This window comes from Nonomuraea montanisoli, from assembly GCF_013363975.1.
GTDB classification, from domain to species: Bacteria; Actinomycetota; Actinomycetes; order Streptosporangiales; family Streptosporangiaceae; genus Nonomuraea; species Nonomuraea montanisoli.
This window is the reverse complement of sequence record NZ_JABWGN010000011.1, coordinates 239,482-253,587: the sequence shown is the minus strand read 5'-3', so window position 1 is coordinate 253,587 and position 14,106 is coordinate 239,482. Positions and strand designations below refer to the sequence as shown.

The 14,106-nt window shown below is 70.6% G+C and carries 15 protein-coding genes and 1 tRNA gene; 14 read left to right on the top strand and 2 right to left on the bottom strand.

Annotated elements, in window-relative coordinates; translation table 11 throughout:
• Positions 1 to 38 precede the first annotated feature (38 nt).
• The 14 genes from eno to HTZ77_RS28630 all read left to right on the top strand — a co-directional run bounded on the left by eno (position 39) and on the right by HTZ77_RS28630 (position 11,337).
• Positions 39 to 1,316 carry a phosphopyruvate hydratase gene (gene eno, locus HTZ77_RS28695; protein WP_175592813.1) on the top strand — a complete coding sequence of 426 codons (1,278 nt, stop codon included), beginning with the start codon at positions 39 to 41 and terminating at the stop codon, positions 1,314 to 1,316.
• Between the two features lie 82 nt (positions 1,317 to 1,398).
• Positions 1,399 to 1,821: an FtsB family cell division protein gene (locus HTZ77_RS28690; protein WP_175592812.1), complete on the top strand. Its 423-nt coding sequence runs from the start codon at positions 1,399 to 1,401 to the stop codon at positions 1,819 to 1,821.
• Complete coding sequence (locus HTZ77_RS28685) at positions 1,808 to 2,335, top strand: DUF501 domain-containing protein (protein WP_175592811.1); 528 nt, start codon at positions 1,808 to 1,810, stop codon at positions 2,333 to 2,335. Before HTZ77_RS28690 ends, HTZ77_RS28685 begins: the two co-directional genes overlap by 14 nt.
• On the top strand, positions 2,326 to 3,270 hold the full coding sequence (locus HTZ77_RS28680; protein ID WP_175592810.1) for a Ppx/GppA phosphatase family protein: 945 nt from the start codon (positions 2,326 to 2,328) through the stop codon (positions 3,268 to 3,270). The genes HTZ77_RS28685 and HTZ77_RS28680 overlap by 10 nt, the downstream gene beginning before the upstream one ends.
• A 174-nt stretch (positions 3,271 to 3,444) precedes the next feature.
• Positions 3,445 to 4,908, top strand: a complete 1,464-nt coding sequence (locus tag HTZ77_RS28675; protein WP_175592809.1) for a hypothetical protein — start codon at positions 3,445 to 3,447, stop codon at positions 4,906 to 4,908.
• Positions 4,909 to 5,011: 103 nt separating this feature from the next.
• Positions 5,012 to 5,338, top strand: a complete 327-nt coding sequence (locus tag HTZ77_RS28670) for a PadR family transcriptional regulator (protein ID WP_175592808.1) — start codon at positions 5,012 to 5,014, stop codon at positions 5,336 to 5,338.
• A complete protein-coding gene (locus tag HTZ77_RS28665) occupies positions 5,335 to 6,360 on the top strand; it encodes a hypothetical protein (RefSeq protein WP_175592807.1) in 1,026 nt (341 codons plus the stop codon). Before HTZ77_RS28670 ends, HTZ77_RS28665 begins: the two co-directional genes overlap by 4 nt.
• Positions 6,361 to 6,378: 18 nt before the next feature.
• A complete protein-coding gene (locus HTZ77_RS28660; RefSeq protein WP_175592806.1) occupies positions 6,379 to 7,173 on the top strand; it encodes a uracil-DNA glycosylase in 795 nt (264 codons plus the stop codon).
• Positions 7,174 to 7,265: 92 nt separating this feature from the next.
• Positions 7,266 to 8,582, top strand: a complete 1,317-nt coding sequence (locus tag HTZ77_RS28655; protein WP_175592805.1) for an NAD(P)/FAD-dependent oxidoreductase — start codon at positions 7,266 to 7,268, stop codon at positions 8,580 to 8,582.
• Between the two features lie 82 nt (positions 8,583 to 8,664).
• On the top strand, positions 8,665 to 9,177 hold the full coding sequence (locus tag HTZ77_RS28650; RefSeq protein ID WP_175592804.1) for a glycine cleavage system protein R: 513 nt from the start codon (positions 8,665 to 8,667) through the stop codon (positions 9,175 to 9,177).
• Positions 9,178 to 9,438: 261 nt separating this feature from the next.
• A tRNA-Leu gene (locus HTZ77_RS28645) sits at positions 9,439 to 9,511 on the top strand.
• Positions 9,512 to 9,680: 169 nt separating this feature from the next.
• Positions 9,681 to 10,457 carry a Bax inhibitor-1/YccA family protein gene (locus HTZ77_RS28640; protein ID WP_175592803.1) on the top strand — a complete coding sequence of 259 codons (777 nt, stop codon included), beginning with the start codon at positions 9,681 to 9,683 and terminating at the stop codon, positions 10,455 to 10,457.
• A 175-nt stretch (positions 10,458 to 10,632) separates the two neighbouring features.
• Positions 10,633 to 10,866, top strand: coding sequence for a DUF4287 domain-containing protein (locus HTZ77_RS28635; protein ID WP_175592802.1), 234 nt, complete (start codon positions 10,633 to 10,635; stop codon positions 10,864 to 10,866).
• A 60-nt stretch (positions 10,867 to 10,926) separates the two neighbouring features.
• Entirely contained in the window at positions 10,927 to 11,337 is a 411-nt protein-coding gene (locus HTZ77_RS28630) for a PPOX class F420-dependent oxidoreductase (RefSeq protein ID WP_175592801.1), read from the top strand.
• 103 nt (positions 11,338 to 11,440) lie between these two features.
• Here HTZ77_RS28630 and HTZ77_RS28625 read toward each other — a convergent pair whose 3' ends face one another.
• Together HTZ77_RS28625 and HTZ77_RS28620 are read right to left on the bottom strand one after the other, a co-directional pair.
• The gene (locus HTZ77_RS28625; protein ID WP_175592800.1) at positions 11,441 to 12,658 is read right to left on the bottom strand and encodes an acetyl-CoA C-acetyltransferase; all 1,218 of its coding nucleotides are present in this window, start codon (positions 12,656 to 12,658) and stop codon (positions 11,441 to 11,443) included.
• Positions 12,659 to 12,731: 73 nt separating this feature from the next.
• Entirely contained in the window at positions 12,732 to 14,099 is a 1,368-nt protein-coding gene (locus HTZ77_RS28620; RefSeq protein WP_328808821.1) for an outer membrane protein assembly factor BamB family protein, read from the bottom strand.
• Positions 14,100 to 14,106: the final 7 nt, after the last annotated feature.

Genomic DNA, 14,106 nt, shown 5'->3' with positions numbered 1-14,106 from the left:
CTGAAGGCATATCGCCTTTCGACTTAGGAGCGCATCCCGTGGCTACCATCGAGGTCGTTTACGCCCGCGAGATCCTCGACTCCCGGGGCAACCCCACGGTGGAGGTCGAGGTCGTCCTCGACGACGGCAGCAGCGGCCGCGCGGCCGTGCCGAGCGGCGCCTCCACCGGTCAGTTCGAGGCCGTGGAGCTGCGCGACGGCGACGAGCGCTACGGCGGCAAGGGCGTGGAGAAGGCCGTGCTCGCCGTCACCGACGAGATCTTCGACGAGATCCACGGCGTCGAGGCCGAGGACCAGCGCATCATCGACCAGATCATGATCGACCTGGACGCGACGCCGAACAAGTCCAAGCTGGGCGCCAACGCCATCCTGGGCGTCTCGCTGGCCGTGGCCAAGGCCGCCGCCGACAGCGCCGAGCTGCCGCTGTTCCGCTACCTCGGCGGCCCCAACGCCCACGTCCTGCCCGTGCCGATGATGAACATCCTCAACGGCGGCGCCCACGCCGACACCAACGTGGACATCCAGGAGTTCATGATCGCGCCGATCGGCGCCGGGACGTTCCGCGAGGCGGTGCGCATGGGCACCGAGGTCTACCACGCGCTCAAGAAGGTGCTGAAGGAGAAGGGCTACGCCACGGGCCTCGGCGACGAGGGCGGCTTCGCCCCCAACCTGCCCTCCAACCGTGACGCGCTCGACCTCATCCTGGTCGCCATCGAGAAGGCCGGCTACACCCCGGGCGAGGACGTCGCGCTGGCTCTCGACGTGGCCGCCTCCGAGTTCCACAAGGACGGCGTCTACACGATCGACGGCAAGGGCATGTCGGCCCAGGAGCTGATCGCCTTCTACACCGACCTGGTCGACAACTACCCGCTCGTCTCCATCGAGGACCCGCTGAACGAGGAGGACTGGGAGGGCTGGAAGGCCATCACCGACGCCCTCGGCGACAGGGTCCAGCTCGTCGGCGACGACCTGTTCGTGACCAACCCCGAGCGGCTGGAGCGCGGCATCGGCAGCGGCACCGCCAACGCCCTGCTGGTCAAGGTCAACCAGATCGGCACCCTGTCCGAGACGCTCGACGCCGTCGACCTGGCCCACCGCAACGGCTACCGCTGCATGATGAGCCACCGCTCGGGCGAGACCGAGGACACGACGATCGCCGACCTCGCCGTCGCGGTCAACTGCGGCCAGATCAAGACCGGCGCCCCGGCCCGCTCCGACCGCGTGGCCAAGTACAACCAGCTCCTGCGCATCGAGGAGCTGCTCGACGACGCCGCCCGTTACGCGGGTCGCGCGGCCTTCCCGCGTTTCCGCCGCTAGTTTCGGGTACGGTCCCCGCGGCCGCCGATCGACCGCGGGCCCGTTCCCGGGCCCGCCACGCGGGCTCGATGTGAGGGGGAGCATGGCCAGGAGACCGCAGCTGACCGGCCGGGCCGCCATTCTCGCGGTCGTGGTGTGCGCGATCGCGATGAGCCTCGCCTACCCTGTGCGCGAGTACATCGCCCAGCGCCGCGCCATCGCGGCGCTGCAGGCGGAGAAGGCGCGGGTCGAGGCGGACCGGCGCACGCTGGAGGCGCGGGTGCAGCAGATCCGCGACCCCAACTGGATCAAGCGCACGGCCAAGGAGCGGCTGCACTACTGCGGCGCCGGCGAGAAGTGCTACGTGGTGATGGACGCCGACGAGGGCAGGACGCCCGCGACGGTGAAGCAGCCCGCCGCGCCGCCGCCGTGGTACCAGACGCTCTGGCGGTCGGTCGAGGCCGCCGACTCGGGCAAGGGCCACCAGGTGGGGACAGGAGAGAAGGAGAGCGTTGGAAAGCCCTGAGAACGAGGCCGGCGAGGGCCGGGTCGCCGAACGGGACGTGGAGGCGGTGCGCCGGCAGCTCGGCCGGCCGCCGCGGGGGCTGCGCGCGGTGGCGCATCGTTGCCCGTGCGGCAACCCGGACGTGGTCGAGACCGCGCCGCGCCTGCCGGACGACGGCTCGCCGTTCCCGACCCTGTACTACCTGACCTGCCCGCGGGCCGCCTCGGCGATCGGCACGCTGGAGGGCTCGGGCCTGATGCGGGAGATGCAGGCCAGGCTGGCCGACGACCCGGAGCTGGCCGCCGCCTACCAGGCCGCGCATGACGACTACGTCGCCAGGCGCGACAAGGCGGCCGAGGACGAGGGCATGGAACCGCTTCCTCGTGGCATGCAGAGCACGGGGGGCATGCCGCTGCGGGTCAAGTGCCTGCACGCGCTCGTCGCGCACGAGCTGGCGGTCCCCGGGACCAACCCGTTCGGCAGGGAGGCGCTCGATGCCCTCCCCGATTGGTGGAGTGACGGACCATGCGTGTAGCCGCCGTCGATTGCGGTACCAACTCCGTTCGCCTGCTCATCGCGGACATCTCCGACGACACGCTCACCGAGGTGGAGCGGCGGATGGAGATCGTGCGCCTGGGACAGGGCGTCGACCGGACCGGCCGGCTGGCCGCCGACGCGTTGGAGCGCACGTTCGGCGCGATGCGCGGGTACCGCAAGCTGATCGACCAGCACGGGGCCGTGCGCACGAGGGTCGTGGCGACGAGCGCCACGCGTGACGCGGCCAACCGCGACGAGTTCGTGGCCGGGGTGCGCGAGATCTTCGGCGTGGACCCGGAGGTGGTGACCGGCTCGGAGGAGGCGGAGCTGTCGTTCACGGGCGCGACCAGGGGGCTGGTCCGCCTGTCGCCCGAGACCGAGCATCCCCAGGGGCCGATGCCGCCGTACCTCGTGGTGGACATCGGCGGCGGCTCGACCGAGTTCGTGCTCGGCTCGGCGCACGCGGAGGCCGCCCTGTCGGTCGACATCGGCTGCGTGCGGCTCACGGAGCGGCATCTGCGCGACGCCGGCGACCCGCCGTCCGAGGCCGCGCTGGAGGCCGTCACGGCCGACATCGAGGACGCGCTGGACAAGGTGACCGAGGCGGTTCCGGTCGAGCGGGCCCACACGCTGGTGGGTCTGGCGGGCTCGGTCACGACGGTCGCGGGCATCGTCCTGGACCTCCCGGAGTACGACTCGGCCCGCATCCACCACGCGCGGATCGACGCCGAGCAGGTCCACGAGGTGACGCGGCGGCTGCTGGCGATGACCCATGGTGAGCGGGCGGCGATTCCGGTGATGCATCCCGGCCGGGTGGACGTCATCGGCGTGGGGGCGCTCATCCTGGACCGGATCGTGCGGCGTTTCGCGTTTTCGCAGGTCGTGGTCAGTGAGCACGACATCCTGGATGGAATTGCCTGGTCTCTGATCTGAAAACCCGGTAAATCCGGACATTTCATCTTCGCGTTCGTGTTGAGCGTGCAATCAGTTTTGTGCTTAGGTAAAGGGGCAAAACGGGGGCTTTGCCATATTGCTGTGCACAGGTAGTGCCGGCGTGGCGACCGTTCCCGAGCGCATCTTTTCCCTCACGGAATGGAGCACTCTCACATGAAGTCCTCTCCCTTAGCGCGTAAGGCTGTGGCGTTCGGCGCCTCCGCCACCGTGCTGGCGGGCATGGTCGCGGCGCTGGTCGCCAGCCCGGCCCAGGCCGCCACCCCGGCCGCCGCTCCGGCGCCGGCCGCCGGCAAGGCGGCCCTGGCCGCCGCCGCGACCGCCTCGAAGTCGCCCAAGGTCTCGATCTCCACGCCGAAGGCCTCCACGGGGAACTACGAGGGGTCCTGCCCGGTCAACGTGACCATGACCTCCAAGATCAAGGTCACCGTCTCGGGCAAGACCACGCTGGCCTACCGCTGGCTGCACGGGGACGGGTCCAAGGGCAAGATCAAGACGATCAGGCTCAAGGGCCACGGGGCCAAGTACGTCAAGGTGTCCGAGAAGCTGAAGTTCGAGGAGGACGTCAAGGGTTGGGAGGCCGTCCAGGTCCTCGGCCCGCGCAAGGCGACCTCCAAGAAGGGCTACTTCTCGGTCGGCTGCCAGAAGCCGATCGTCATCGAGGAGGAGCAGGGTCCGGAGGTCTCGGCGCGCGTCTGGGCGAGCCCGAGCAACTACGTCGGCACCTGCGCCACCTCCAGTGACAAGGTCGACTTCACCGGTGTCATCCGGGTCAGCGACCCGGCCTGGGTCCGGTACCGCTGGGTCCTGAACGGCCGCGTCGTCGACTACGGCCGGGCCAAGGTCTACGACACCAAGCGGGTCGGCTTCGGCATCTCCCCGCGCGAGAGCCAGCGCGGCTACGCGCAGCTGGAGATCCTCGGTCCGGGCCGCGAGTCCTCCAACCGGGCCTACTACAAGGTCCTGTGCGAGGACGAGACCCCGGCCACCCGGGTCTCGGCCACCAACCTGGTGACCGCGACCAACAACGACGGCTGCAAGGTCGGCGCCCACGCCACCGTGAGCTCGACCGGCCGCGCCCGCGTCGAGTACACGTGGTGGGTGAACGGCAAGGCCGTGGACAGCGGGTCCGCGTACTTCTCCAACGGCGGTTCGCGGACCGTCACGCTCGACGACCGCGTGCTCTCGGGTGACGCGGCCAACGGCGGCAAGATCACGCTGACGGTGTCCGGCGCGGGCAGCCACGACTCGATCACGCAGTCGTACGCCGCATGCCAGGCTCCCAAGCCCACCGTCTCGGTGTCGGCGGTCTCCCAGACCGGTCAGCGCAACGACATGTGCGCCGACAAGCGCGGCCCCGGCGTGGACTTCAAGGCCACCCTCACCAGCACGGGTCCCACCACCGTCAAGTACTACTGGCTGGTCAACGGCCAGAAGGACGGCGGCGACCTGTCCCGTGAGGTGAACGGCAGCCTCGACGTGACCTGGGGTGTCGGCGGCACGCACAGTGCCACCGAGACCAAGGGCAACATCGAGCTCGTCGTGGTGAGCCCGAACTCGGTCACCTCGGGCAACGCCGCCTTCTCGGCGGTCTGCCCGAAGCCGGCGGCGACCAGCTGAACGGCTCGGCACACCGGGTGATCTGAACCGGATGGCGTCCCCGTGACGCCATCCGGTTTTCTTTTGTTGGCAGTACTGCGCAAACCACAGTAGTGTGCGGTGCGTGGATAGCACCCAGCTCCTCAAGGGCGTCCTCGACCTGGCCGTCCTCGCGGTCCTGGCGGAGCGCGACGGCTACGGCTACGACGTCGTGCGCCGGCTGCGTGAGGCGGGCCTGGAGGAAGTGGGCGACGCCTCGGTCTACGGCACGCTCCGCAGGCTCTTCAAGGCGGGCGCGCTCAACTCCTACGTGGTGGCCTCCGACGAGGGGCCGCACCGCAAGTACTACGGGCTGAACGACACCGGCAGGCGCATGTACGCCTCCTACGCCGGGATCTGGGCCTCGTTCGCCGCCACCATGGCATCCCTGGTCAAGGAGGGACACGCATGACAAGCATCGCAGCGTACGCGCAGGCCGTACGGGATGCCCTGGCCGACCACCCGGACCGGGAGGAACTGCTGGAGGACCTGGACGACCACCTGGCGGAGATCGCGGCGGAGTCGGACGTGCCGCTGGAGGAGCGGCTGGGGCCGCCGGCCGCCTACGCAGAGGAGCTCGCGGCCGCCTACGGGGGCCGGCCGGCGGGCCGTCAGAGACGCCGCCTGGAACTGCGCAGGCGGCTGGGCGACCTCCATGCCACGCTGCTCCGGCAGGCGCCCTACCGCGCTCTGGTGGCCTTCCTGCCCGAGTTACGGCCGGGCTGGTGGCTGCTGCGCGGCTACGTCGTCGCCCTGCTGGTGCTCAACCTCGCGGGCCGCGGCGAGGACCACATCGCTCCCGCGAACCCCGGTGAGTGGGTGGTGGTCGTCGCGATGGTCTGCGCGTCGGTGTGGTTCGGCAGGCGGGCCCGCGACCGGGCGGCGCGCCTGCTGGCCGTCGCCGTCAACGTGGTGGCCGGGCTGGGGCTGTTCGGCGGCTTCGTGACCGCCGGGCACCTCGCCGGCTATCAGGAGGATCTGCGGAACATCCGGGCGAACCCGCGCGTCCTCATGGAGACCGCCTCGGGGGTGGACGGCGAGGTCTACAACATCAAGCCGTACGCCAAGGACGGCACCCCGCTGACCGACGTCTACCTCTACGACCAGGACGGCAACCCGGTCATCACCCACCCGGAGAACCACGGCTACACCGTCAATCGGTCCTGTGGCGAGGTGATACTCAACCGCTACCCCCTGCCGCTGATCACCGAGGAGTACACCGTGGACGACTCCGGCGTCGCGCACTCGACGGCCCCGTGTCCCACGGCCTCGGCGCCCTCGCCGATGCCGAGCGTGCCGCCGACGCAGCCGGAGGCGACGGCCAGCGTCACGGCCACGCCGACCCCCGCCGAGGAGACCCCCGGCGAGGAGAACCCCGTCGAGGAGACCCCCGCCAAGCCCGCCGCCACGCCCACGCCGAAGCGGTCCCGCTGATCGGGCACCATCGAAGGCATGAGCTTCGTACCTCCCGGCACCGGCTGGCCCGGCGACCCGGCGACCGCTGACACGCCGGTCGCCCAGGACCCCGCGGACGTGCGCCGCCTCGCCGCCACCAGCAGCACCCTCGCGGAGCTCACGGCCCGGCAGTCCGTCTGCCGTGCCTGTCCCCGCCTGGTGGAGTGGCGCGAAGAGGTCGCCCGGGTGAGGCGGCGCGCGTTCGCGGACGAGACGTACTGGGGGCGGCCGGTCCCGGGATGGGGCGACGAGCGCCCGCGGATCCTCATCGTCGGGCTGGCCCCCGCCGCCCACGGGGGCAACCGGACCGGCCGCATCTTCACCGGCGACCGCAGCGGCGACTGGCTGTTCGCCTCGCTGCACCGCTGCGGCCTGGCCGTCCAGGAGACGAGCACGCACGCGGGCGACGGCCAGCGGCTGATCGGCGCGCGCGTGGTGGCCTCGGTGCGGTGCGCGCCGCCCGCCAACAAGCCGACCCCGGAGGAGAAGGCCGCCTGCTTCCCGTGGCTGACGCGGGAGATCGAGCTGACCGCGCCGTCCGTGCGGGTGATCGTGGCGCTCGGCGGCTACGCCTGGCAGGCCGGGTGGCCCGCGCTGAAGGAGGCCGGATACACCCTGCCGCGGGTCAGGCCGCCGTTCGGGCACGGGGCCGAGGTCGCGATCGCCCACGAGGGGACGCCGGTGACGCTGCTCGGCTGCTACCACCCCAGCCAGCAGAACACGTTCACCGGCCGCGTGACCGCCCAGATGCTCGACGACGTCTTCCTGCGGGCCCGCGAGCTCTCGGTGTGACGCGTTGCATTGCTCACGGATTGGAGTTTTCGGACCACCCTGACATAGGCTTGTGAATGCTTTCACAAGCTCTTCGAGGGATGGGCCTCACGATGAACAAGCACATCTTGATCGTCGGCGGTGGTTACGTCGGCCTGTACACCGCTCTGCGCCTCCAGCGCAAGCTCGGCCGCGAACTGCGCAACGGCGAGGCGAGCATCACGATCATCGACCCCCAGTCCTACATGACCTACCAGCCGTTCCTGCCGGAGGCCGCGGCGGGCAACCTGTCGCCGCGGCACATGGTCGCGCCCCTGCGCCGGGTGCTGCCGAAGGTGCGGATCCTCAACGGCACGGTGACGGAGGTGGACCACGCCGCCCGCGTGGCCACCTTCCAGCCCGCCGAGGGCGAGGCGCGCAAGGTCTCCTACGACGTCATCGTGATGGCCGCCGGCTCCATCTCGCGGACGCTGCCGATCCCCGGGCTCACCGACATCGGCATCGGCTTCAAGACCGTCGGCGAGGCCATCGCGCTGCGCAACCGCGTCCTGCACCTGCTCGACGTGGCCGAGTCCACCGACGACCCCGAGGTGCGCCGCCGGGCGCTCACCTTCGTCGTGGTCGGCGCCGGCTTCGCGGGCGTCGAGGCGCTCGCCGAGCTGGAGGACATGGCCAAGGACTCCACGCGCTACTACCGCAACCTCACCCCCGCCGACATCCGCTGGGTGCTGGTCGAGGCCACCAACCGGGTGCTGCCCGAGGTCGGGCCCGAGATGGGCAGGTGGACGTTGGAGCAGCTGCGCGAGCGCGGCATCGAGGTCAAGCTCGACACGCGCCTGGAGTCGTGCGTGGGCGGCCACGTCGTGCTCTCCGACGGCTCGGAGTTCGAGGCCGACACCCTCGTCTGGACCGCCGGCGTCAAGCCGAGCGTGGTCGCCAACTCCACCGACCTGCCGCTCGACGAGCGCGGCCGGATCAAGGCCACCGCCGCCCTGACCGTCGCCGGCACCAGGGACGCCTTCACCGCCGGCGACATCGCGGGAGTGCCCGACGTGACCAACCCCGGTCAGTACTGCGCCCCCAACGCCCAGCACGCGGTGCGGCAGGCGAAGGTCCTCGCCGACAACATCATCCGCTATCTCCGCGGGGAGCAACTGGTCGACTACCGCCACAAGTATGTGGGATCGGTCGCCGGTCTCGGCCTGCACCAGGGTGTGGCCAATGTCTACGGAGTGAAGCTTCGCGGATTCCCTGCGTGGTTCATGCACCGCACTTACCATCTGTCGCGGGTGCCGACGCTGAACCGCAAGGTCCGCGTCGTCGTCGACTGGACCCTGGCGTTGTTCTTCAAGCGGGAGACGATCTCGCTCGGCGAGGTCGAGCACCCCCGCGACGGATTCCGCGCCGCCGTCGCGACGATGCGCCACTGAGCACATGTACGGCAACGCCCCGGTGCCCTCGCGCCGGGGCGTTCCGGCGCCCGCGTCCTGCCGAACGAAAGGGGATGCGCGGGTGGCGCTCTCAGCGGTGACCGTGCTCGGGATCGACCGGCCCGGAGTCATCGCCGCGGTCACCGGCTCGCTGGCCGAGTGTGGTGCCAACATCACCGATTCGACGATGACGCTGCTCGGCGGCCACATCGCGATGATGTTCCTGGTCTCCGGCGGCCTCGACGCCGAGGAGATCACCAAACGGCTGCGCACCCACGACCTCGTGGTGACCGCGGCCGCCGTGGAGGCCCGCCGCCACTTCGGCTGCGCCTCCAACGGCCACGGCTACGTGCTGACCCTCCACGGCCCCGACCGGCCGGGCATCATCTCCGCCGTCAGCACCGTGCTCGCCGCCGTCGGCGGCAACATCACCGGCATGAGCACCCGCCTGACCGGCCACCTGTACGTGCTCATCGCCGACGTCGAACTGCCCCGGGCGGTCGACACCGGCGGGCTCGCGCGCGATCTCGCGGAGATCGGTTCCGGCCTCGACTCCGAGATCACCTTCCGTCCCGTCGAACCGGCCCGGTCGTGAAAGGCGGGCCCGGTAAGTCCGGCGGCACCGGCCTTCGATGCCCTCACCTGCACTGCTTGCGAGGAACGAGAGATCCCGTCACCATCGAAGCCGATGCCTCCTTAGCCGGGGGTATTCCGCACTTACGGGACCATGCGATGGGGCTGCCCTTCCTGGACACAGTGCCAGGAGCCCTATCACTTCACAGCAGACTTCACAGTTGTGACTCATGATGCGAAGTTGTGCTCAACGGAAGCATGGTCCGTTTCGTATGATTGCGGCGCCCCCGTAGCCCAATGGCAGAGGCAAACCCCTTAAAAGGGTTGACGTGCGGGTTCGAATCCCGCCGGGGGCACCTGCTTCTACCACGGGAAATGCCTTTTTCGTTCACGAACGGTGTCCGGGAACTCACCGGAACCCACGTTCGTTGTCATCGCGTTGAAGTCTCGAAACCACATAGATCTGAGCGCGAGCCGGCCCGGGCGGCCACCCGTCCCCTAGGCTCGGCGCACAGGAGGGCAGCGATGGAGAGCAAGAACCCGGTTTTCAGCAGGACACGACAGCAGTCAGCCGGGTGGGGCGCGCCCACCCCGACCCCCGCGCAGTTGCAGGACATGTACGAGACCCCCTCGTACGCCCCTCCCCGCACGATGACGCTCGACGACGTGGTGGTCCGCGGGTTCATGACCCTCGGCACGCTCGTCGTGGGGGCCGCCGCGGCCTGGTACTTCAAGGTGCCGACGGGTGTCGCCGTGGGAGCGGCCATCGTCGCCCTGATCCTCGGCCTGGTCGCCTCCTTCAAGCAGAGCACCAACCCCGCCCTCATCCTCGGCTACGCGCTCTTCGAGGGCGTGTTCCTCGGGGCGATCAGCCGGGTGTTCGAGGCGTACTTCCCCGGCATCGTGATCCAGGCGGTGCTCGGCACGGCGCTGGCCTTCGGCGCCGTCCTGACGGTCTACGCGCTGCGCATCGTGCGCGTCACGTCGAAACTGGTGAAGTACGTCGCCGCCGCGGGCATCGCCGCCCTCGGCCTCATGGTGGTCAACCTCCTGGTCGGCATCTTCAACGGCACCGGCCTCGGCCTGCGCACCGACAGCCCGATCGGCTGGGTCTTCAGCATCGCGATGATCCTGCTCGGTTGCTTCTTCCTCCTGCTCGACTTCGACGCCGTCGAGCAGGGCGTCCGGCAGGGCGCTCCGGAGAAGTTCGCCTGGCAGTGCGCGTTCGGCCTCACGCTGACCCTCGTCTGGATCTACCTCGAGGTGCTGCGCTTCATCAGCTACTTCACCAACAGCGACTGAGCCCCGGCTCAGCGAGCGCGCGAACACCCGAAGGGGCCCCGCCGATCCGGCGGGGCCCCTTCGCATAGCGTCCGATGATGAACCCCGCGTAACGAAGTGGTGGCGACTTGGGGGTTGCGATCACGGGTTGAGTGTTGCAGTGTCAAGCAAAGGACCTTATTCCGTGGAGGTGCCCATGTCCTTGAACCACTCACCGGAGACGCAAACGAAGCTGATCGCAAGGGTCCCATCGATAACGGGACGCGAACTCCCCGAGTGGTTCCAAGCCATCGACAACGGCCCATCGTTCCTCCGGTGTGACGAACGGGCCAACTGGCTCGCCCAGGAGCACGGGCTGACGCACGGCTACGCGGCGGCGATCGTCCACGAGCACGAGCGTCACCGCCGCAACCGCATGGGCTTCATCTAGAGGCTCCCAAGTCCCGCTGACGCGCCCGTGCCGCCGGCTCGGGCGCGTCATCATGAACAGATGGATCTGGACAAGGCACGCGATTTCCTGCGGCGCGCGCACCGCGCCGTCCTCCATACCCGGCACGCCGACGGGCGCCCGCAGCTCTCGCCGGTGCTGGTGGGCGTGGACGCCGAGGGGCGCATCGTGATCAGCACGCGGGAGACGGCGGTCAAGACACGGAATGTCCGCCGCGACCCGCAGGTGTCGATCTGCGCGTTCACCGACGGCTTCTTCGGCGAGTGGGTGCAGGTGGACGGCACGGCGCGGGTCGTCAGCCTGCCGGAGGCCATGGACCACCTGGTCTCCTACTACCGCGACATCTCGGGCGAGCACTCCGACTGGGACGACTACCGCGCGGCCATGGAGCGCGAGCGGCGGGTCGTCCTCCTGGTCACGCCCACCCACGCCGGTCCGGACGTCCACGGCTGACCGGCCCGCGCGCGGCTGACCGGCCCCGTGGCGCCCGATGGCGGCGCCCCGGCCGCCCGATGAGGACCGGGCGGCCGGCGCGCCGTCAGGGCCCGTCACGCGCTCAGGAGAGGCGCTCCAGGATCATCGCCATGCCCTGGCCGCCGCCCACGCACATCGTCTCCAGGCCGATCGTCCTGTCGTGGTGCTGGAGGCTGTTGATCAGCGTGGAGGTGATGCGGGCGCCGGTCATGCCGAACGGGTGGCCCACGGCGATGGCGCCGCCGTTGACGTTCAGCCGGTCGAGCTCGATCCCGAGGTCCCGGTACGACGGGACGACCTGGGCGGCGAACGCCTCGTTGATCTCCACGAGGTCCACGTCCTCGATCGCCATCCCGGCGCGGGCCAGGGCCTGCCGCGACGCCTCCACCGGCCCGAGCCCCATGATCTCCGGCGACAGGCCCGTCACGCCCGTCGAGACGATGCGGGCCAGCGGCGTGATGCCCAGCTCGGCCGCCTTCACGTCGCTCATGACGACCACCGCGGCGGCGCCGTCGTTGAGCGGGCAGCAGTTGCCGGCCGTGACCGTGCCGTCGGGGCGGAAGGCCGGCTTGAGCCCGGCCACGCCCTCGTAGGTGGTGCCGGGCCGCGGGCCGTCGTCCTTGCTCACCACGGTGCCGTCGGGCAGCGTCACCGGGGTGATGTCCTTCTGCCAGAAGCCGTCGGCCAGCGCCTTCTCGGCGAGGTTCTGGGAACGGACGCCGAACTCGTCCTGGTCGCGCCGGGTGACGCCCTTGAGCTGGGCGAGGTTCTCGGCGGTCTGGCCCATGGCGATGTAGATGTCGGGCACCTGGCCGTCCTCGCGCGGGTCGTGCCAGGTGCGGCCGCCCTCGCCGAACGCCTTCGTCCGCGCGACGGCGTCACCGAAGACCGGGTTCTGCGTCTCGGGCAGCGAGTCGGAGTTGCCCTTGACGAACCGCGAGACCATCTCCACGCCGGCCGAGACGAACACGTCGCCCTCGCCCGCCTTGATCGCGTGGAAGGCCATGCGCGTGGTCTGGAGCGAGGACGAGCAGTAGCGGGTGACCGTGGTGCCGGGCACGTTGTCCAGCCCCAGCAGCACGGCGACCACGCGGGCCATGTTGAAGCCCTGCTCGCCGCCGGGCAGCCCGCAGCCCAGCATGATGTCGTCGATCGTCGTGGGGTCGAGCTGCGGCACCTTGGCCAGCGCCGCCTGGATCATCTGCACGGTGATGTCGTCGGGCCGCAGGTCCTTGAGCGACCCCTTGAAGGCACGCCCGATGGGCGAGCGGGCGGTGGCGACGATGACTGCCTCGGGCATGTGGCCCCTCCTTTGTCAGCACTCTGACCAGAACTATATTCCAGCGCTGCGGAGGGGCCAGGCGGCCGGGCGGTCAGCCGTACATGCCGGGCGTCGGGGCGGTGTTGTCGTTGACGGCGTGCATGCCGCCCTTCTCGTCGCGCCACAGCCGCCAGCCGTTCTGGCTGCCGGTGAACCACGACGGCGGGGGCTGCTCGCCGGAGACCCGCTTGCCCGTCGCGAGGTCGTACTCGCACAGGGACGCCACCGAGTAGAACCCGGCCGGCTGCCCGCGCAGCGGCAGCGGCTTGGGGTCGGTCACGCAGAACGACCAGCCGCGCTCCTCCTCGACCGGCACCGGACGGCCGGCGGACAGGTCGAAGACCGTGCCCTTCGCGCCGTGCTTGAGGAAGCCGAGCTTCTCCATGCGGTCGGGGAAGGCCAGCCACCAGCCCGAGCCGGGCACCTCGGCGGCGGTGATCTGGCCGACCACCCGCCCCGTGCCGGCGTCGAGCCGGGCGAAGCCGCCGTAGCCGCCCCGCTGGTCGACCGGGCGCACCACCGGCGCGAAGCCGGGGCTGCCGCTCGGGTAGACGCGCACCACCGACGGCCGCATCCAGTTGACCGTGCCGTCGGCGATCTTCACCGAGAACAGGCCGAACGTGGACATCTTCTTCGTGCGCGGGTTGGTGTAGGGGGCGAGGTAGCCGACCAGGTCGGGGCCCGCCGCGCCGAACGCCCACCCGCCCGACAGGTCGATGCCCGGGCCGAGCGCCTGCTCGATCGGCTGCTGCCACTGCGGCTTGCCGGTCTTCAGCTCGTACGACTCGATCGTCGGCTCGGCGGCCAGGCGCAGCACGAGCACCCGCTCGTCGTCGGACCACTCGACCTCGGCGATGCCCGGCAGCTTCCACCTGACCGCTCCCGTGGCCGGGTCGAGCACGACCACGCGCGCCGACGCCAGGGCGGTGTTCTCGGCCAGGCACACGTACGGCCCGCAGCGCTGCGGACCGAAGGTGGAGTGGATCGGCCGCGTCCAGAGCTGCCGGCCGGTGCGGGCGTCACGGGCGACGAGCGTGGCGGTCCAGCGGCCCTTGTGCGCCGGGTCGAGCGCCACCACCGCGGCCTGGCGCCCGCCGCCCTGCCCGGGGAAGTCGACGAGGGCCGGGGCGGAGACGCCCATGCCCGGCAGCCGGCCCGCCATCGTGGCCGGGTGCGCCCACAGCCGCTTGCCGTCGGACAGGCCGGTGGCGACGGTCTCCAGCGTGCCGTCGGGCTTCATCGACGTGGCCGCGACCACCCCGCCGGCGGTGACCATCCGGCTGACGACGTTGGCCTGGGTGTCGTGCCAGGCCGGGAAGGCCGCCGTGGCCGCGTCGCTGCCGGAGCAGCCGGCCAGGGTGGTGGTCGCGGCGAGGACGCCGGCGAGAGCGAGGGCGGGTTGCGCGAGGGGCCGGAGCACGGTCCAT

Bases quoted from the DNA above. Each gene is read 5' to 3' on its own strand.
- HTZ77_RS28640 (WP_175592803.1), top strand. From the start codon at position 9,681: ATGGAGAGCAAGAACCCGGTTTTCAGCAGGACACGACAGCAGTCAGCC.
- HTZ77_RS28690 (WP_175592812.1), top strand. From the start codon at position 1,399: ATGGCCAGGAGACCGCAGCTGACCGGCCGGGCCGCCATTCTCGCGGTC.
- HTZ77_RS28675 (WP_175592809.1), top strand. From the start codon at position 3,445: ATGAAGTCCTCTCCCTTAGCGCGTAAGGCTGTGGCGTTCGGCGCCTCC.
- HTZ77_RS28625 (WP_175592800.1), bottom strand. From the start codon at position 12,658: ATGCCCGAGGCAGTCATCGTCGCCACCGCCCGCTCGCCCATCGGGCGT.
- HTZ77_RS28630 (WP_175592801.1), top strand. From the start codon at position 10,927: ATGGATCTGGACAAGGCACGCGATTTCCTGCGGCGCGCGCACCGCGCC.
- HTZ77_RS28680 (WP_175592810.1), top strand. From the start codon at position 2,326: ATGCGTGTAGCCGCCGTCGATTGCGGTACCAACTCCGTTCGCCTGCTC.
- HTZ77_RS28665 (WP_175592807.1), top strand. From the start codon at position 5,335: ATGACAAGCATCGCAGCGTACGCGCAGGCCGTACGGGATGCCCTGGCC.
- HTZ77_RS28655 (WP_175592805.1), top strand. From the start codon at position 7,266: ATGAACAAGCACATCTTGATCGTCGGCGGTGGTTACGTCGGCCTGTAC.
- HTZ77_RS28635 (WP_175592802.1), top strand. From the start codon at position 10,633: ATGTCCTTGAACCACTCACCGGAGACGCAAACGAAGCTGATCGCAAGG.
- HTZ77_RS28660 (WP_175592806.1), top strand. From the start codon at position 6,379: ATGAGCTTCGTACCTCCCGGCACCGGCTGGCCCGGCGACCCGGCGACC.